Source organism: Pseudomonas sp. 9Ag (assembly GCF_902506445.1).
In the GTDB taxonomy this organism is placed as follows: Bacteria; Pseudomonadota; Gammaproteobacteria; order Pseudomonadales; family Pseudomonadaceae; genus Stutzerimonas; species Stutzerimonas stutzeri_AB.
Window position 1 is genome coordinate 1,292,068 of sequence record NZ_LR733836.1, and the last position, 17,512, is coordinate 1,309,579.

The window sequence follows — 17,512 nt, forward strand, 5'->3', positions numbered from 1 at the left end:
AAAATTTCCTACCGGGCGCAGTCAAAACTATCAAAAGAACAGCCGTAAATTTCTTGTCCTGGGGACTTCTAACCGCCTCTCACGGGGCATCCGCAATTCAGATAAATCATTCAGGCATGTATAAGTCGTCAGATTCACACTCCAGCATCACATCATAGAAATAGTCTCGCACCTCATCAATAGACATCGAGCTACTACCATTAAAATCTGCCTTTTTCTGCGGATCACTTTCAATCTGCTCAAATAAATCCCTTGTTAAAAACTCAATTCTGCAGGCTGTTGATGGATGCGTCGGCTTCGTGTTCTGTGGAAACTCCATAGAGCGCTCGGCCAAATCAAATCGTGGCAACTGGGTAAGTATGGATGCCTGGATACCTAACCCAGTATCACTCATCAGCCCCAAAGCATATTTATCAGCCTCATGCTCTTGCTGCCTAGACACTGAGGGCGAGATATCGCTGTACTTCTTATGCCTTAGAGCTACATGCCCAATTTCATGCGCCAGAGGAAATGCTAATGCATCAATCATAAATCCCTCCAGCCTTGCACGGTACTGATAATCATGCTGATCATTTATACAACAAGGCTTATTGATCCCAGCCCAAAGCCAAAAATCATTGAAGCCAAGGCTATACCCTTTTTTTCTTGACTCAAGCCCTCTCTCAGACAAATACTTCATGTACTCTTGATACAAACGCGGATCTAGATTCTCATCATAAGTTTGCATTAGAGCCCTAGCTTGAAAAAACGTTTCAGCCACAAACCCCAGCGGAACGACTATGCTCTTATTGCTATCGTTTGCGAACGCATTAAAATCAGCTACGGCTTCAACTCTTACTGCCTCAGTTCGATAAAGCTCAGGAGCCTCCTCCTCTACTACGGGGCGGAATTTCTCCATTAACAGATCTAAAGTTCTTTGCCCCGCATCCATCGTATCCTGCATCGATTCGATGGTATCAGCCTCATCATCTCCGAATACAGGTGAAACTCCCCCACCAATCAAAAGAATAAGAATAAGAATAAGAATAAGAATAAGGGAACATTTAGTCCCCGAAGCGCTACCCCGCCTCATTGGTTGACAATCCCTTGCTGGCTGTCGTACTTCAACTCTTCAAAAAAATCAACTTTCGGATCTCCGCTGAGTTCGGCGCGAAGAAAGTCCTCAAACTGCTTTTCAGTGCCTGACGTGAGAAATGTAGAGATAGCCTCATTGTATTGATCTGGGTCAGATATCTGAGTAACTGGGATCATCCCCTGGAAACTAATATCCCCTGCAAACCTAACAGCCTTACGATATATGATTCCTGCAACAATACACACTCTACGCTTGTTAGTGGCAATTATGTCAGCCTGCAATGCAACATCGCACTCTTGTCGCCGCATCTGAGCAGAGTTCTGAAGCAGCTTGAATTTAACATTATTGCATTCACTGCTCTTATACAGGTCGCCGCCATTCCGGCACCGCCTGTATTCGCAAACCCTCTCAAGCGACGTCTCGCATTTTGCATAGCACTTATCATGCTCGCTGCAAGCACCGCTAAAGTCGCATAGGCCGATAATTGAATCCGGAACGAACGGTGCATTCCATCCAGTTCCGCACCCGTTTGGTTCAGCTCCGCCAATCTTTTCGGCAGAGGCGTGAGACCAAATCATGATATTGAAAACAATAACAAAAGCCCGAAGAACAAATAATTTACGCAGAAGCATGAAATACTCCTTACATATCAATCACTAAGGCCGCCATCCTGTAGAGCCATTGCAGGGCTCATACCTCACTGTAGTACGCAAACAACTTCCCGACATGGAACTCATAACTCCGTCAGGCCTGAATGCGGCGTAGAGCGAATCAAATCGACATCAAGGACACAAAGTCCAAACGAGCTTCTTCCCGATCTTCCAGCGCAAGCGCTAGTAGGCTCTGGTAGATCCAGCATCGATCACTGATCTATGGATAGCGGGGTATCGAGACAGGACAGGTGCATTGCTTAGGCCCACCTACCTTTTGGCTATACGATAGGGACAGGCCCTATGGCATGGGTTTCAGAGGGGGAAAAGGGAACAGATCATTGATTGGGTTGACTGTCCGCTTCTGGCCGGTAGCAGCCGGTCGCTAAGGACTGCTTGCAGCAAGATGTGGTCGTCGAGCCCACGTTGCATCTTTGCGATGCTCATGAAAAGTAGCAGGCACGCGCAAGCAGTTCTTCTTCGCAGCGTTCCCAGCCTTGCACGCGAAAGCTATCCCAGGGCTCGCTCAACCCACTCCAGTCTGTCCTGACCAAAGAACATTTCCGCTCCGACAAAAAAGGTTGGCGCACCGAACACTCCGCGGTTCACTGCCTCGGTGGTTAGGCTTTTCAATCGATCTTTCACCACCGGGTCGCTGCATCGGCTCAGAACGTCCCGGGGATCAAAGCCGTCCGCCGCTAATACCTCGGCTATAACTTCAGGCTGGTGCATGTCGCGTTGCTCCACCCACATGGCATTGAAAATGGCGTGCAGATAATCATGGAAACGCGGCGTGCCTAGATAGGCCGCAGCGCCGCGCATCAGCGTCAAGGTGTTGATGGGGAAGTGCGGATTATGATTGAGCGGCAGACCATAGCGCCTGGCGAAACGCTATAGGTCCAGTTGGCTGTAGCGGCCCTTGGCTTCAACAGTGGCCGGTGAACTTTTGCCGGTCGCCTGAAACACGCCGCCGAGCAGCATCGGCTTCCACACCACGTCGGCGTCATGTCGCTCGGCTAAAGAGGGGAGTTGAGTCCAGGCCAGGTAACTGGCCGGGCTGCCTACATCAAAGAAGAACTCGATCTGCTTGCTCATGGTTCGCTACTCCTATCACTCAGAACGTTTCCAGCCAGGGGCGCAGATCCAATTCGTGCGTCCATGCAGAGCGAGGCTGACAGTATTTGCCAATACTGTTCAGCAATATGTTCTGGGTCGAGGATCCCATCCTGCGACTTCAGCGCGAAACGTTCAGGGAAGTTATCGCGAATGAATGCTGTGTCGATGGCGCCGTCGATGATCGGGTGCGCCACATGGATACCTTCCGGTCCAAGTTCGCGCGCCATGCTTTGAGCAAGGGCGCGTAGCGCGAATTTGGCACTGGCGAAGGCTGCGAAACCGATGCCGCCGCGCAGCGATGCTGTCGCTCCGGTGAAGATTATCGTTCCACGCCCTCGTTGGAGCATTACCCCATCGTCATAGACCTTACCCTCGGCGACGAGGTGGTCGACATTCTCGGCGGCCAGGCCGACGTTGCGGTACGGTTTGGCCATCTGCCCGACAGCCCGCTGACCGCTCGCAAGATCGGCGACACGGGCCAGGTGGTCGTGGCTTCGCCGGGGTATCTGCAGCGCCATGGCACGCCCCAGGAACCAGAAGACCTGCTAAGGCACAACTGCCTACGCTTCAACTTCCGTCGTGCCGAACCCAACTGGCCGTTTATCCGCGACGGAAGAGACTTTTTTTATCAAGGTCAGCGGCAACATCGAATGCAGCAGTGGTGAAACGCTGGCACAACTGGCACGGGAAGGTGCCGGCATCGCGCGTATCGGCGAGTTCAGCGTGGCTGAAGATCTGCAAAACGGCGATCTTGTGCCTCTGCTGGAGACCTGGAACCCAGATGACCGGGAGCCCATCCACGCTGTGTTCATTGGCGGTGCGGCAATGCCGGCGCGGGTGCGGGTTTTCGTAGACTTTTTGCTAGAGCAGCATCGGATCTGAGCTATGGCTCCGACTCAGGGTTAGTAGAGACGATACAGGGCCGGTTACTTCGGTGATGATTGAGCAGCAGCTAGGACGCCGTTGCATGCATAGTGAGGAAAAGCTGCTTGGAGCCCGAAGTTTTTACACACACCGGGCCGTTTGCTGCCTGTCGCTGTTCGTTTAGGCAGAACCCTCAAGGAAATCTTGCGTCTTCTTTCACACGTTTGTTTCTGGACCCCTTCGTTTCCCCGAGAATTCTTCCTGTATCCCTGGCAGGAGGAAGCCCAAATACCCGCGCGTAATCCCGGCTGAATTGTGTCGGGCTTTCATAGCCCACCTCGAAAGCTGCCGCTGTGACGCTCTTGCCACTGGCCACCATGAGCATCCGCGCCTGGAGCAAACGCACGCGCTTTTGATACTGCAATGGGCTCAAGGTCGTCACCGCCTTGAAGTGTCGGTGAAAGGCCGAGACGCTCATCGCTGCCTTCTGCGCCAGGCTTTTAACCCTGATGGGCTGGCAAATTCCGCCGGATCCATTGAATGGCCGTGTTCACACGGGCCATAGCGGTATCCCGCGCTGCGATTTCCTGCAACATCCAGCTGTGCGGGCCTTGCAGTACGCGAAACAGAATTTCGGATTCATACGCCGGCGCCAGGACGGCAATAGCATCCAAGTTGCCCATCCATCGCAACATGCGCCCCCAGGCATCCATCAATTTGGGCGTGACGGCTGCCAGCGAGAAACCGGGGTCGCCCTCATGGCGATCAGCAGGTTTAGGCAGGTCAGCCAGCAATGTGGATGGTGGGAGCAAGCGTCAGGCTGATGCACCTTCACGGTGCAGGGCGCATTGCCGTTAATGGGCGAGGGCAGCAGCGTCGTCATAATCGGCTCGACCGCTTCGATCAACCCCGGGCCCAGCCTGAGCGTCTACGGAACCACCAAGGCCGCATTACGCGAGATGGTGAGGAGCTGGATTCTGGACGTCAAAGGCTCTGGCGTACGCATCAACCTGCTCAGCCCTGGCCCAGTAGGCACCCAGTCTCTGCGTTAAGTGCTTGGCGCGAACGCGCAGCAGGTGATCGATGCCCTTAGTGAAAGAAGAGCACGCTCCGTCGTATCGGTCAGGCGCACGAGATCGGTAAAGCCGTGATCTTGCTGGCGAGCGATGCGCCGAGCCAGATCAACGGCGCCGAGCTGTTCGCTGACGGCGGCGCTTCCCAGGTAACACCACGTCAAATGGGCTCAGAGAGATGCGGTAAAGCAGACCGCCTGAAAGGCATTACCCTTACTTCCCTTTGCCCCCTAACCACCGAAATACGCACGATGTCGAGTAAGTGGCAAGCGCCAGCTACTGGCGCCAATAAAGGCGAAGGTATTGGCATAGCCGAAAGGTTGGCGGAATTAGGGCTTTACGTTGCGTATGTACCTCTCAATGCCACGAGCATCGTTCCAAAGCAGCCGTTCGAACATTCGGTAGGCTATTGGTGATGACGCACTGGGACTAGTCATTAGGAGCAGAATCCAGGCTCATGCGTAGCTATCTACTACCCGCCGGTACTGGCTTGGGGAGGCGCCGATGTGTTGACGGAAGAAGCGGGTGAAGTGACCCTGTTCGGAAAATCCCAGGCTCTCGGAGAGCTGACCGAGCGTGCCGCTGCGCTCGCGCTCCAGCCAGACGAATGCCCGGCGCATGCGTGCATCATTGACTACCAAAGCGGGTGTCATGCCGGTGTCCTGCCGAAACAAGGTGAAAAAGTGCGCGCGCGACAACCCGGCGGCTTTTGCTGCGTTGTTCAAGCAGTCCGGATCATCAAGGTGCGTCTGCAAATATTCGGAGGCGCGACGAATTCGTCCATCGCGAAACCCCTGGCGGGTCTGAGCGCCGAGGCGACGCAGTTGTTTCCACTGAGAGAAGTCCTCGATCAGCTCGATCAGAAAATCGAACAATAGAAACTCGATGTGCTCGCGCGGAAGCAGCCCGGCACTGTAGGCCTCGGCGATCAGCCGATCGGCCATTGCCCGATTCTTGCTGCTGAGCTCAATGCAGGGGTGGGAAAAGAAACCTGGATGTGCGCTCAGCGCCAGTGACTGTTGGGCTTCGGCCAGCCACGCCGGCTCGATGTAGAGCGCGAGGATCTGCGTCTGCTCGGCGCCTGGCTGGAAATCGTAATAATGCGGTTGCCAGGCGTTGATCAATACCGCGCAGCGATCGGTGAGTGGCACTTGACGCCCATTAACATTGAAGAAGGTGTCAGCCCCTGAAGCCTTCACCAGCACATGGCACTCGTGGTGCGAGTGGGTGACCAGGGGGCGATCCATGTCGAGCAGCGCCACCCGCCCGAATTTACCGTGAAAAACGCGTTGCGCAGAGGACATCGCTAGCTCCTTACGGGTTGGCTGGTGAAGGCGACGGCGGTTGCCGAGCGCTCGTTAAGATCGGCTGGACGGTCGACATCCAGCAAAATGCCAGGATCCTCGACGTCCACCGTTTTGTAATGTTCGGGATGACGGCGGATCAGGCTGCGCGCGCCCTTGTCGCCGTCAAGTTCGCATAGCGCGGGCCAGAAAGCACGACCGAACAGTACCGGGTGGCCTAGGTGGCCGTCATGGCGAGGCTGCACGATGTGCGCGGCGTCGGCTACGGTGATCAAGCTTGCGCAAGTATCCTGGCGCACCCAGGGCATATCGCCGAGCAGCACCGCGAGCGCCTTGGCGGGGTGTGTAGAGAGCGCCGCGACGCCTGCTGCCAGGCTGGCACCGAGACCGCGCTCGGCCAACGGCGTGTGGATCATCCTAACCTGCGGCGGCAGGTGCAGATCGTCGACCGTGTCGCCGTCGCGCAGCACCAGCAGCAGCTCGTTGAAGGCCTCTGCGGCGTTGGCAAGGCTCGCCTCCAGCAGCGTACGGCCGTCGGCCAGGCGCGCCCGGCGTTTGTCAGTGCCGAAGCGAGTGGCGCGTCCGGCGGCCAGGACCAGGCCCACCACAGCCGTTTTAGAGTTCATCACGGGCCTTGCCGTGGTAGACGCGCAGTACGTCGGCAACTACCGACAGGGCAATCTCCGCGGGCGCTTTGCTGCCGAGGTCGAGCCCGATGGGCATGTGGATACGTGCGATCTGCTGCTCGGACAACCCGCCAACCCTCGCGAGTCGTTCGGCGCGCTGGGCCGACGTTTTCCGCGAACCCATGGCGCCGATGTAGAAAGCCGGCGTGCGCACGGCCTCCATCAGCGCCAGATCGTCGATGCGTGGGTCATGGGTGAGGGCGACCACAGCGGTGGCTTCATGGCAGTGGCCGGCAGCAATGAATTCCGAGGGCAATACCGCATGAAAGTTGACGCCTTCGGGCGGGCGCTCACACATTTCCTCCCGCGGATCGCAGGCGATCACCTCACAGCCGATGGCCCGGGCGAAGCTGGCGCAGTATTCGGCAACTGGCGATAGCCCAGCGAGGATTAGACGCAGCACCGGGCCGATGCGCAGACGTACGCGCTCGTTCTCTACCTGCGTGATGTCCCCGCCACGGTCGTCTGGCGCGAGCACGAAGGCGCCGTAGCTCAGGTCGAGCTCGCGCACCAATCGACGTTGGCCAAGCAGGGCGTCGTACAGGTCCTGCAGATGGTCGCCCCAGGCCTCGTCCGGCTGGCGGTGCTCGACCAACACCTGAAGGATGCCGCCGCAGGGCAGGCGCAGCCGCTGACGCTCGTTGTCGCTCTCGCCGTAGCGGACGATCTGGGCCGGCGCGCGCAGCTCGCCGCGCGCCAGGCTTTCAATAAAGGCTTCCTCGACACAGCCGCCCGAAAGCGAACCGACGAACTGGCCGTCGGCGCGGGCTACTAGCATCGCGCCGGGCCCGCGTGGTGCCGAACCGTAGGTCGAAAGCACCGTGCACAGCCAGACGGTGTGACCTTCACGGATCCATTTCAGCGCGGCATCGATGACCTGGAGGTCGAGTTGACGCATATCAGAGTTCCCATGACGGGCGCCGGCGCCAAACGCGCCGCGCAGATCGGTTAATCTTCGGGCCCGTAAACAGAAGGCCCCGTACGCCATGACGCACCGAGAATTCATCGAAATCGCCGGTGCCAGGCTCGAGTATCAGTTGCTGCAGCCCCAGGGTTCGACCGGTCCGACGCTCGTCCTGTTGCATGAAGGGCTCGGCAGCCTCGAGCTGTGGAAGGACTTCCCAACGCAGCTGGCTGAATACTGCGGCTCGCCGGTGCTGATTTATAGCCGGCAGGGTTATGGCCGCTCCAGCCCGGTTCGGCTGCCACGTGCGCTCGATTACCTCAGCGTGGCCGGCCCCGATGAGCTTGGGCGCGTGCTGGACAGCTTGGCGCTCGGTCAAGTGGTGCTGCTCGGTCACAGCGACGGCGCGTCTATTGCGCTGGCCTACGCCGCCCGCCGGGATCCGCGTGTGAGTGGTGTGGTTGTCCTCGCGCCGCACGTCGATGTCGAGCAAGCCAGCGTCGAAGGTGTGCGCCGCACCGTCAACGCCTATGCCCGTGGCGACCTTCGCGAACGGTTGCGCGCCTATCACGGTGAAAACCTTGACGGTGCCTTTCGCGGCTGGAGTGAAACCTGGCTGCACCCGGCATTTGCCAAATGGAACCTGCATCAAGCCTTGCCGTGCATCCAGGTGCCATTGCTCGCCATTCAGGGCCGTGACGACGAGTTCGCCACACCCGCACAGCTGCAAACCATCGCATGTGAGGTTGGCGGCAACTGCCAAACGGTATTGCTCGACGATTGTCGCCACTTTCCGCAGAACCAGGCCCGCGATCGCGTGCTGACGCTGGTCGCGGGCTTCATGGCAAAGCTGCCGCGCTGAGTGGCTACGGGTCCGGTGGAAGGCGTCGGGCATAGGCATGGGCGTCAGCACTCTCGTATGGTCGCCTCAACCTCGTCGAGGGTTGGCAGGTCTTCCGGCGTTTCCCGCCAGCGCTTGACCACGCCGAGTTCGATATCGAACAGATCCAGCACTCGTCCGAGGGTGTGGTCGACCATTTCGCCGAGCGAGGCCGGCTTGGTATAGAACGCCGGTACCGGTGGGGCGATGATGGCGCCAAGCTCGGCCAGTTCGGTCATGGTACGCAGGTGATTCCTGTGCAGTGGCGTCTCACGGACCATCAGCACCAGGCGGCGACGCTCCTTGAGAATCACGTCGGCAGCGCGGGTCAGCAGGGTGGACGTCACGCCACTGGCAATCTCCGACATCGAGCGTACCGAGCAGGGCGCGACGACCATGCCCATGGTCTTGAACGAGCCGCTGGCAATGGCGGCGCCAATGTCCTGATTTGAATAGCACACGGTCGCCATCGGCTTGAGCAGGGACCAGGACAGGCCCATTTCGTGGGACAGTGTGATCAGCGCCGATTTCGACACCACCAGATGCGTTTCGATTGGCGTGTCGCGTAGTAGTTCGAGCAGGCGCACCCCGTAGATTGCGCCGGACGCGCCGGAGATGCCGATGACAAGCCGCTGCGGGCGGGGGCTAGTTGAGATCATGGTCGGTTTCCTGAATGGCGCCTTCCTTGTAGAAATGGATGGCGTTGAGGGCAGTGCCCAACGTTTTGCTAATGACGTCGATGAACAGCGTCGCGGCAGGGGTCAGCGGGCGGCGACTGTCGTGCACACAGACCATGCGCCGGGTGATTCCGGGCGCCGCCAGCGGATAGGCGCGTAATGCGCCTTCCTCTAGCCCACGTTGCAGCACGGTCGCGGGCAGCACGCTGATCCAGTCGCTACGGCGTAGGAAGCTTTCGATCACAGTGAGGTCGTCAAGCTCCAGATGCGGCGCCAGCTCCAGCCCCTGGGCGGCAAGCGCCCGGTCGATGACAATGCGCAGGCCGTGGCGGCGCGAGGGCAGTACCAGCTTGAGCTCTCCCAGCGCAGTGAGCGGGATCGGCATTGGCAGGCGCAGCCGAGTGGTGGCGCCAGTGGCTACCAGCAACTCCTCGTTGAGAATCTCGATGCGGTGCAAGTGCTCCTGCTGAAAGCTTTGGTTGATCACCGCGAAGTCCAGCGCCCCGGACAACACCCGATCGATCAGATCCTGGCTATAGCCGTAGCTGACTTGCAGATCGACGTCCGGGTGGTGCTCGACAAAGTAGGCCAGTGTGCTGGCTAGCGCCTGGTTTGCAGCCGAGGCGATCAGCCCGGCGTTGATCCGCCCGCCAATCTGGCCGCTGCGGTCGATCAGGGTCTGGCGGGCTTCCAGCAGTTCACCGAGGATCGGCATGAACAGGCGGTAGGCCTGCACCCCGGCTTCGGTTGGCGTCATGCCCTTGGGCGTGCGCTCGAACAGCGGCTGGCCGAGCTCCTCTTCCAGCTTGGAGATCTGCATCGACAGGGCAGGCTGAACGATGTTCAGCCGCTGCGCTGCCTTGGTCACCGACCCTTCCTCGTACAGACAGGTGAAGTACTTGAGCTGACGCAGTTCCATTTCAACCTCGTCGATACCGACCTATAGGGTCCCGACATTCTGGTAGACGTGCTTGAGCTCTGTAAAATCCAATAGCGCGTCGTAGCCGTGCAGGCGGCCCAGCCCGCTCTTGCGATAGCCGCCAGTTTCCGCTTCGGCGAACAGCTTGTTGTGATCATTGATCCACACGGTGCCGTTACGCAGCGCCCGGGCCAGACGCATGGCGCGTGCGCCATCTCGGGTCCAGACGCTGGCCGACAGACCGAAGTCGGTATGGTTGGCGCGACTAACGGCCTCCGCTTCGTCCTCGAACGTTTCCAGCACCAGCAGTGGGCCGAAGATCTCTTCCTGACAGAAGAACGCGCCGCTGTCCTGATGCGCGATCAGCGTTGGCGAGAGGAAGGCACCGCTGCTCAGCGCATCGCCAGGGCGACTGCCAGCCAGCAACACCTCGTCGCAGCTGTCCATCGACTCGCGGATGCGTTGCTCGACCCGGTCACGCGAGCATTGGTCGATCAGCGGACCCATCTGAGTTGCGGCTTCCAGCCCATGGCCCAGGCGTACTTCGGCGAGCGCCGCAGCCAGCGCCTTTTTCATTTCGGTTGCGCGACTGGCATGGACCAGTACGCGCCGGGCGGCAGTGCATTGTTGGCCGGAGATAATGGTGGCAGCCGCGGCCAGCTTTGGCGCCACTGCCGCCACGTCGGCGTCGCCCAGCACCAGGCAGCAGGACTTGCCGCCGAGCTCCAGGGACAGCTTCTTCATGGTGGGCGCCGCATCCCTCATGATCTGGATGCCGGTGGTCGTGGAGCCTGTAAAGCTGAGCACGTCGACTTTCGGCGTGGCGACCAGATAGGCCGCGCCGGCGTGGCCGGTCTCGGCAAACAGATTCACTACGCCGGGCGCAAGATTCGACGACTCCAGCAGCGGTGCGAGGAAAGCGGCGTTGAACAATGCGGTCTGTGGCGCCGGTTTGACTACGCAGGTGCAACCTGCGGCCAGCGCCGGAGCCAGCGCCCGTACCAGCAGCACCGCCGGAGCGTTCCAGGGAATGATCAGTCCGGCCACGCCGGCTGGCTCGCGCAGCATCGTCGAGAACTCACCGGGGGCGACTTCCAGCACATGGCCGGGGTTATGTCGCGCCAGGCCTGCGTAATAGAGAATTTCCGAGATGGCACCGCCGATCTCGCCGCGCGACTGAGCGACGGCCTTGCCATTTTCGCGAGTCAGTAGTGCAGCCAGTTCTTCCTGGCGAGCCTTCAGCGCAGCGGCCCAGTCCAGCATGACCTGCTGACGCAGGCGCGGGTTTCGAGACCACTGCGGATTTTCGAATGCCCGGGCGGCGGCCTCGACCGCGGCCCGTGCCTGCTCCTCGCCGCCATCGGCAAAGCGTCCGACAAGCTGACCATTAGCGGGATCGAGGCTTTCAGCCCATTGGCCGTTGTCGCACCACTGACCGTCTATGTAATGTCGTGCCTGCTGCATCTGTATCTCCTGTCCGGCGATTCTGACTTGTGTTTGTTTTAAGTCGCTGGAAAAGGCGCGGCGTCCATGGCCCGCCATGAGCGGTCAGGCTGTTTCTGCGCGCCCTCGCGGGTCAGCCGTTGCGCGGCTGACCGAACAGCTGCTGCCAGTCGGCGGGGGCCAGGTGGCTGACGTCGTGCAGATCGACCTCGGCCTCGCCTGGCACGCGGATGCGCTTGAAACGCATCGGTGGTGCCGACAGCGGCACGGTGGCATCGAAGCCCATCTTCGAGCCGACGCCGTCGCGGGTGGACGGATCGAGCTTCGAACCCTGGGATTCGTGGATCAGCACCAGGTCTCGATCGGCCTGGAAGCGGGTCGCCACGGCCCACTCCACCTCGGTAGGGTTATGAATATCGACATCGGTATCGACCACCACCACGTGCTTGATGTCGTAGTGGCCGCCCAATGCACCCAGAATCACGTTCTTCGCCTCGCCTTCCGAGCGCTTGTCGATCTGCACGTAGAGGTGGTAACGGCACACGCCGCCTCGGGCCAGGTGTACGTCGCGTACCGAGGGAAAGCTGCGGCGCAGATGTGCGAGCATCGTCGCCTCTCTCGGGATGCCTCCGAGCAACAGATGCTCCAGGCCGCCGCCAACAATTGTGTGGAACATCGGCGCCTGGCGGTGGGTGATGGCATCCACGTCAATCACATGGCGCTCGGCGCGTTCGCCGTAATACTGTGGGAATTCACCGAACGGTCCTTCTGCCGCGCGGGCGTTTGCCAGCAGGCGACCCTCGATGACGATTTCCGCCTCGGCCGGCACACGGATGCGGTTGGTCACACACTTGACCACCGGCAACGGACGGCCATGCAGCGCGCCAGCGATTTCCAGCTCGTCGTGGTCGATGGGCACGATGGCCTGCGACGCCATCAGTGTCAGCGGATCGCAACCGACCACGACGGCGACTTCCAGGTCCTCGTTCTCGCGTTCGGTCTCCTGAAAGTACGCCAGCGCATGACGCGGCAGTAACAGCGCGCCGAGACGATTCGGCCCGCTGACCTGCAGGCGGTGGATGGATACGTTCTGCACGCCGGTACGCGGGTTGCGGGTGATCAGCAGGCCGGCGGTGATGTAGGCGCCGCTGTCGTGTTCATTGTGTGTGGGAATTGGCAACTGAGCGAGCAGGTCGACCTCATGATGGACAACCTGCTGGCAGGGCGCGTCCTCGGTTTCCTGCCAAGGCAGCGGCTCAAGGCTGGCTTGCTCGAAACGGGCAAGCACCTGGCTCGGCTCGACGCCCATTGCTTCAGCCATCCATTGACGATCCGAGAGCAATCCGGAGATCACGGGAATCTCATGCCCGCCGGGTTGCAGGAACAGCGACGCACTGTTGCCGTCGAGCCGGTTAGCAATGGCCGCGACACCGAAGCGTAGTTCCGTTCCAGGGCTGATGACGCTCAGTCGCTGGGTTTGCTGTAGATGATCCAGCCAGCCGCGCAAGCTGACGCCGACCGGCAGTGCCGATGCAGTTGATTCGGCCGAAAAGGAGGGCATGGTCGGCATGGCGAATTCTCTCGTGGTTATTGTTTTGGCCATGCTAGGAGCGACAGGCAAGCGTGCCTATTAAGCTTTTCTGATGCGGTCCATCAGCACCGGCGATGCCCCGTTGCTTTATCGCAATCTGGCACGGACTGTGTCTGGCAGTGGTACGGCCAGTCAGCGCGCCCCATAACAATCCCTGATCCTCGACATCATTATTCACTAATGGCTGCAACGAGCGGCCTTGCGCTAGGTTCGTGGCTACCACTAGGCCGGACTCGAAGCGGCACGTCGCAGGGTCGGCAAAAAAGAACAACAAGAGGGCCGTATATGAGCATCGCCATCGAACGCTTGATCCATTTGCCCCGTCGCGGTCACGCACGGGCTTCATGTCATCTGCCGTCTGCGCCAAGCCACCATGGCCACGCGGCTGGCTGTCCCCCGTCCGCACCGATTCGTCCCTGCTGAACGAACAGCCCTGTCAGCGCTGCGCCTGATCATCAGTGATCGGCTGCGTTCGCTTGATGGTCGTCGGCGCGCAAACAGGTGCTCAACGCCGCATGGCGTGGCTGTTAGTCACTTCCCAAAACAAGAAAGGTGGACCATGAAAAGAACAACCAGACTGCTGTGCACGCTAGTGTCTGCTGCCGGCTTGATGCTCAGCGCCGGCGCGATGGCCAAGGATCTGCGCCTGGGGCTGATCGTCCCGGGAAGTCACGCCTGGACGCAGGCCGCGCAAGCCATGGGTGAGGAGCTCAAGGAACGCTCGGGTGGGGAGTACAGCGTTGTAGTGTTTCCCGCCGGTCAGCTGGGCAGCGAGGCGCGCATGCTCCAGCAACTGCAGACCGGCGCGCTCGACATGGCGTTCATGACCACCGCCGAAGTGGCTAACCGGGTGCCGGATTTTGGCGCGCTGTTCGCACCCTATCTGGTACGTGACGTGGGGCAGGCCGGCCAGCTGCTCAATGGCCCCACTGCCCAGGGGATGCTCAACCAGCTGCCCGGCAAGGCCGGTGTGGTCGGGCTTGGTTACGGGGTTGCCGGCATGCGGCTGATGCTCAATGCCTTCCCTACCGACGATGTCGGTGCGATCAGTGGTCGCAAGATTCGCATCACGCCGTTCCCGCCGGTACAGGACTTCTACCGCCTGCTCGGCGCCGCCTCGACACCGATGCCGGTCACCGACGTGTACGACGCGCTGGCTAACGGGCAGGTCGACGGCGTGGACGCCGATCTTGAGTTGATCTGGAAGCTGCGCCTCTACGAGCGTGCCAATACCGTCCTGCAGAGCAACCACATGATGTTTCCGGTCATCGGTCTGATGTCCGGCCGGATCTGGTCGCAGATGAGTGAAGAAGATCGAGGCCTGGTCCGCGAGCTGACCCGCAAACACCTCGACAGCCTTACCCCGCATTACCAGCAAGCCGAGGCCGAAACTCAGGCCAGCATCGAGGAGGCGGGCGTCAAGGTGATGGCGGTGGGCCCCGAGTTTTTCGGCGACACGCTGCAGCAGTGGGAAAACCTCTGGCAGAAAAAGGCCCCGGTGCTCGGCAACCTGCGCCAGGAAGCGGCCGGCCTGTAACCCGGAGCTGGGCCCCGCGACCAGCGGGGCTTCAGCTGAGAGTCCTTTGGAGAAATGTCTATGATCCGCGCCCTGAGCAACACGATCGGACGCGCCGAACGGGCCGCGCTACGCCTGCTGGTGGTGGTCTTGCCGCTGATGATTCTGGTCAACGTCGCCGGCCGCGCACTTAAGGTGCCGATCTTCTGGCTTGATGAATTGGCGGTCCTGACCATGGTCTGGCTGGCGATGCTGGGGCTGTCGGTGACCCTACAGATGCGCGAAGCGGTGGCCGTGACGCTGCTGACCGATGCCGTCCCCAAGCGTTTGAGCAAACTGCTGCGCTGCGTCGCCGATCTCGTGGTGCTTGGCTTTGCCGTGGCGCTACTGGTGCTCTGCTATCTATGGTTCGACCCCTTGCTGCTCTGGCGCAGTGGCTTCGATTTCGACGCCTTTGCTGCCGAGTCCTTCAACTTCGTTTACCAGGAGCCGACCGCGACGCTGGGTGTGTCCAAGTTCTGGTTCTGGCTGATCCTGCCGGTCGTGGCTTTCACCAGCAGTATCCACGCACTGGCCAACCTGATTGACAGCTTGCGTACGCCGCACTCGGTGACGGGCACCCGTCCAGCAGCGGCCGTTGGCTCGGGGGAATAAAGAAATGGTCATCGGACTTTTCGTAGTGCTGCTGTTCATTGGTGTGCCGATCGCGCTGGTACTGGCTGTAAGCGCAATGGTCTACATCCAGTCCAGCGGCAATAGCGTGTTGTTTCTGTCCTATCCACAGCAGTTTTTTGGCGGGCTGGACAATTACGGATTGCTCGCAATTCCTTTGTTCATGCTGGTCGGGGAGTTGATGAACGAGGGCGGTATCACCAAGCGGTTGGTCGCCCTCGCCTCGGTGTTCCTCGGTTCGGTGAAGGGCGGGCTGGCCTACATCAATATTCTCGCCAATATGATGCTGGCCTCGATCGTCGGCTCGGCCAACGCGCAGGTCGCGGTCATGGCGCAGGTGATGGTGCCGGAGATGCACCAGAAGGGCTACGACCGCAACTTCGCCACCGCGACGACGGCAGCTGGGGCGCTCCTGGCTCCGGTAATTCCGCCGTCGATGCTGTTCGTGATTTTCGGCGTGCTGGCACAGATTTCCATCGGCGACCTGTTCATCGCCGGCATTGTCCCTGGGTTGCTGATGGCCGCGGGCTTCATCCTGGTCATCGCGCTGCTCGGTTTCTTCTATCAATACCCGCCAAGCGAGCGCTTGAGCCGCGCACAGAAGCTGCGCAACGTGGTGCGCAGCCTGCCGTCGTTGAGCGTGCCGGTGGTGATGATCGGCTCAATCATTGGTGGCATCGCCACGCCGACCGAGGCCGCAGCGGTCGGGGCGGCCATGGCAGTGCTGGTCGGCCGTTTCGCCCATGGCGAGATGAAGTTCGAACGCATGGGCGACATGCTGCTGCGAGTGGGCATCAACAGTGGCGTGGTACTGGCGTTGGTGGCTGCGGCAGCGGTGTTCGGCTGGGTGATCGTCTACGAGCAGATTCCGCAGCAGTTGGGCACCATCATGCAGGGGATGACCAGCGACCCCTTCGTTTACATGTTGCTGCTGATCGCGCTACTGCTGGTCGTCGGCATGGTGATTGACGGCATCGCCGCGCTGATCCTGCTGGTACCGATCGTGCTGCCGGTGGCCGAGTCGGTCTACGGCATCAACGCCTATCACCTGGGCGTCGTCATGTGCATCAACCTGACCCTCGGCCTGCTCACCCCACCAGTGGGGGCCGCCCTCTACGTCGCCTCTCGCGTCACCGGTTGTCGTCCGGGCGAGATCATGCGGCCGCTGCTGCCGTTCCTGCTGGTCACCTTGTTGGTGATGGTGCTGATTTCCTGGCAGCCGGGCCTGGTGACCGCATTCATCTCATGAGGCCTGCTACAGGTCGTAAAGCGCACCCCGGCTCGCTTGGCCGGATTTGACTGGAGATATTTATGAGTCGTATGAAAAACAAGGTCGTGATCATTACCGGCGCGGCCCAGGGCATCGGTGCCATCTACGCCCGCGCGTTGGCGGCCGAGGGTGCGCACATCGTCATCGCCGATGTGCTTGATGGTGCTCCACTCGTTCAGGAGCTGGAGGGCATGGGCGCCGAAGCCATTGCGGTGAAGACCGACGTGTCGGATGAAGCGTCGGCGGCAATCATGGCCGCTGCGACGCTGGGTCGCTTCGGGCAGATCGACGTGCTGATCAACAACGCCGCGATTTACGCTTCGCTGAAAATGAAGGACTTCGAGGACATTGATGTCGCGGAGTGGGACAAGGTAATGGCCGTGAACGTGCGTGGCCCCTTCATCTGCGCCCGCGCCGTGGCGCCCCACATGAAGGCGCGAGGTCAGGGGCGGATTATCAATATATCGTCCGGCACGCCATTCAAGGGCACCCCGGGACTCCTGCACTACGTAACGTCCAAAGGCGCCATTCTCGCGCTGACGCGCGCGCTGGCCCGCGAACTGGGCGACTTCGGAATATCAGTCAACACGCTGGCGCCCGGGCTGGTGCTGAGTGAGGGCGTAGTCGCCAATGCCGAGATGCGCGAGCGGCTGACCGCGCCGGTGATCGCTAGCCGGGCTATCAAGCGCGACCAGATGCCTGGCGATCTGATCGGCCCGCTGCTGTTTCTTGCCTCGGATGACAGCGCGTTCATGACCGGGGAGACGGTGGTGGTCGACGGCGGTTCGGTGATGCACTGAGCAGCGACGACCCACAGAAAAGGCCGCGTTAGACGCGGCCTTTTCTGTGGTCCCAGTCCTAGCCCTGCGGGC

16 protein-coding genes and 4 pseudogenes are annotated in these 17,512 nt (G+C 60.3%); 8 read left to right on the top strand and 12 right to left on the bottom strand.

What is annotated here, in order from left to right; genetic code table 11:
• Nucleotides 1-106: 106 nt before the first annotated feature.
• The 4 genes and pseudogenes from ALTERO38_RS05885 to ALTERO38_RS05900 all read right to left on the bottom strand — a co-directional run.
• On the bottom strand, nt 107-1,072 hold the full coding sequence (locus ALTERO38_RS05885) for a M48 family metalloprotease (protein WP_159967623.1): 966 nt from the start codon (nt 1,070-1,072) through the stop codon (nt 107-109).
• Nucleotides 1,069-1,707 carry a hypothetical protein gene (locus ALTERO38_RS05890; protein ID WP_159967624.1) on the bottom strand — a complete coding sequence of 213 codons (639 nt, stop codon included), beginning with the start codon at nt 1,705-1,707 and terminating at the stop codon, nt 1,069-1,071. The genes ALTERO38_RS05885 and ALTERO38_RS05890 overlap by 4 nt, the downstream gene beginning before the upstream one ends.
• Nucleotides 1,708-2,235: 528 nt before the next feature.
• Nucleotides 2,236-2,820 (bottom strand): annotated as a pseudogene (locus tag ALTERO38_RS05895) (2-hydroxychromene-2-carboxylate isomerase).
• Nucleotides 2,821-2,839: 19 nt separating this feature from the next.
• Nucleotides 2,840-3,191 (bottom strand): annotated as a pseudogene (locus tag ALTERO38_RS05900) (SDR family NAD(P)-dependent oxidoreductase); the annotation flags it as partial.
• Between ALTERO38_RS05900 and ALTERO38_RS05905 the strand changes: the two are divergent.
• Nucleotides 3,189-3,723 (top strand): annotated as a pseudogene (locus ALTERO38_RS05905) (LysR substrate-binding domain-containing protein); the annotation flags it as partial. The pseudogenes ALTERO38_RS05900 and ALTERO38_RS05905 overlap by 3 nt on opposite strands.
• Nucleotides 3,724-3,898: 175 nt before the next feature.
• On the opposite strand, the pseudogene ALTERO38_RS05910 reads toward ALTERO38_RS05905, so the two are convergent.
• A pseudogene (locus tag ALTERO38_RS05910) lies at nt 3,899-4,505 on the bottom strand (helix-turn-helix domain-containing protein); the annotation flags it as partial.
• A 57-nt stretch (nt 4,506-4,562) separates the two neighbouring features.
• On the opposite strand from ALTERO38_RS05910, the gene ALTERO38_RS21465 reads away from it, so the two are divergent.
• Nucleotides 4,563-4,757 carry an SDR family oxidoreductase gene (locus ALTERO38_RS21465; RefSeq protein WP_256663936.1) on the top strand — a complete coding sequence of 65 codons (195 nt, stop codon included), beginning with the start codon at nt 4,563-4,565 and terminating at the stop codon, nt 4,755-4,757.
• 95 nt (nt 4,758-4,852) lie between these two features.
• Entirely contained in the window at nt 4,853-5,194 is a 342-nt protein-coding gene (locus ALTERO38_RS21470) for a hypothetical protein (RefSeq protein WP_256663793.1), read from the top strand.
• A 39-nt stretch (nt 5,195-5,233) separates the two neighbouring features.
• On the opposite strand, the gene ALTERO38_RS05920 is transcribed toward ALTERO38_RS21470, so the two are convergent.
• Genes ALTERO38_RS05920 through ALTERO38_RS05930 form a run of 3 tightly spaced genes read right to left on the bottom strand, consistent with a single transcriptional unit; the run spans nt 5,234 to nt 7,666 of the window.
• Nucleotides 5,234-6,082, bottom strand: coding sequence for an AraC family transcriptional regulator (locus tag ALTERO38_RS05920; RefSeq protein WP_159967625.1), 849 nt, complete (start codon nt 6,080-6,082; stop codon nt 5,234-5,236).
• A gap of 2 nt (nt 6,083-6,084) precedes the next feature.
• Entirely contained in the window at nt 6,085-6,708 is a 624-nt protein-coding gene (locus ALTERO38_RS05925) for an NTP transferase domain-containing protein (RefSeq protein ID WP_159967626.1), read from the bottom strand.
• A complete protein-coding gene (locus ALTERO38_RS05930) occupies nt 6,698-7,666 on the bottom strand; it encodes an XdhC family protein (protein WP_159967627.1) in 969 nt (322 codons plus the stop codon). Before ALTERO38_RS05930 ends, ALTERO38_RS05925 begins: the two co-directional genes overlap by 11 nt.
• Nucleotides 7,667-7,754: 88 nt before the next feature.
• On the opposite strand from ALTERO38_RS05930, the gene ALTERO38_RS05935 reads away from it, so the two are divergent.
• Nucleotides 7,755-8,534: an alpha/beta fold hydrolase gene (locus ALTERO38_RS05935; RefSeq protein WP_159967628.1), complete on the top strand. Its 780-nt coding sequence runs from the start codon at nt 7,755-7,757 to the stop codon at nt 8,532-8,534.
• A 44-nt stretch (nt 8,535-8,578) separates the two neighbouring features.
• Here ALTERO38_RS05935 and ALTERO38_RS05940 read toward each other — a convergent pair whose 3' ends face one another.
• The 4 genes from ALTERO38_RS05940 to ALTERO38_RS05955 all read right to left on the bottom strand — a co-directional run bounded on the left by ALTERO38_RS05940 (nt 8,579) and on the right by ALTERO38_RS05955 (nt 13,161).
• Nucleotides 8,579-9,211, bottom strand: a complete 633-nt coding sequence (locus ALTERO38_RS05940; RefSeq protein ID WP_159967629.1) for a UbiX family flavin prenyltransferase — start codon at nt 9,209-9,211, stop codon at nt 8,579-8,581.
• Complete coding sequence (locus ALTERO38_RS05945) at nt 9,198-10,148, bottom strand: LysR family transcriptional regulator (protein WP_159967630.1); 951 nt, start codon at nt 10,146-10,148, stop codon at nt 9,198-9,200. Before ALTERO38_RS05945 ends, ALTERO38_RS05940 begins: the two co-directional genes overlap by 14 nt.
• A 21-nt stretch (nt 10,149-10,169) precedes the next feature.
• The gene (locus tag ALTERO38_RS05950; protein WP_159967631.1) at nt 10,170-11,612 is read right to left on the bottom strand and encodes an aldehyde dehydrogenase family protein; all 1,443 of its coding nucleotides are present in this window, start codon (nt 11,610-11,612) and stop codon (nt 10,170-10,172) included.
• 112 nt (nt 11,613-11,724) lie between these two features.
• The gene (locus tag ALTERO38_RS05955) at nt 11,725-13,161 is read right to left on the bottom strand and encodes a UbiD family decarboxylase (RefSeq protein ID WP_178114572.1); all 1,437 of its coding nucleotides are present in this window, start codon (nt 13,159-13,161) and stop codon (nt 11,725-11,727) included.
• Between the two features lie 580 nt (nt 13,162-13,741).
• Between ALTERO38_RS05955 and ALTERO38_RS05960 the strand changes: the two genes are divergently transcribed.
• The 4 genes from ALTERO38_RS05960 to ALTERO38_RS05975 all read left to right on the top strand — a co-directional run bounded on the left by ALTERO38_RS05960 (nt 13,742) and on the right by ALTERO38_RS05975 (nt 17,440).
• The gene (locus tag ALTERO38_RS05960; protein WP_159967632.1) at nt 13,742-14,719 is read left to right on the top strand and encodes a TRAP transporter substrate-binding protein; all 978 of its coding nucleotides are present in this window, start codon (nt 13,742-13,744) and stop codon (nt 14,717-14,719) included.
• Nucleotides 14,720-14,779: 60 nt separating this feature from the next.
• Complete coding sequence (locus ALTERO38_RS05965) at nt 14,780-15,352, top strand: TRAP transporter small permease (RefSeq protein ID WP_159967633.1); 573 nt, start codon at nt 14,780-14,782, stop codon at nt 15,350-15,352.
• 4 nt (nt 15,353-15,356) lie between these two features.
• The gene (locus ALTERO38_RS05970; RefSeq protein WP_159967634.1) at nt 15,357-16,619 is read left to right on the top strand and encodes a TRAP transporter large permease; all 1,263 of its coding nucleotides are present in this window, start codon (nt 15,357-15,359) and stop codon (nt 16,617-16,619) included.
• A 62-nt stretch (nt 16,620-16,681) separates the two neighbouring features.
• Nucleotides 16,682-17,440 (top strand): SDR family NAD(P)-dependent oxidoreductase, encoded by a 759-nt coding sequence (locus ALTERO38_RS05975; protein ID WP_159967635.1) that lies wholly within the window; start codon nt 16,682-16,684, stop codon nt 17,438-17,440.
• The last annotated feature ends 72 nt before the right edge of the window (nt 17,441-17,512 follow it).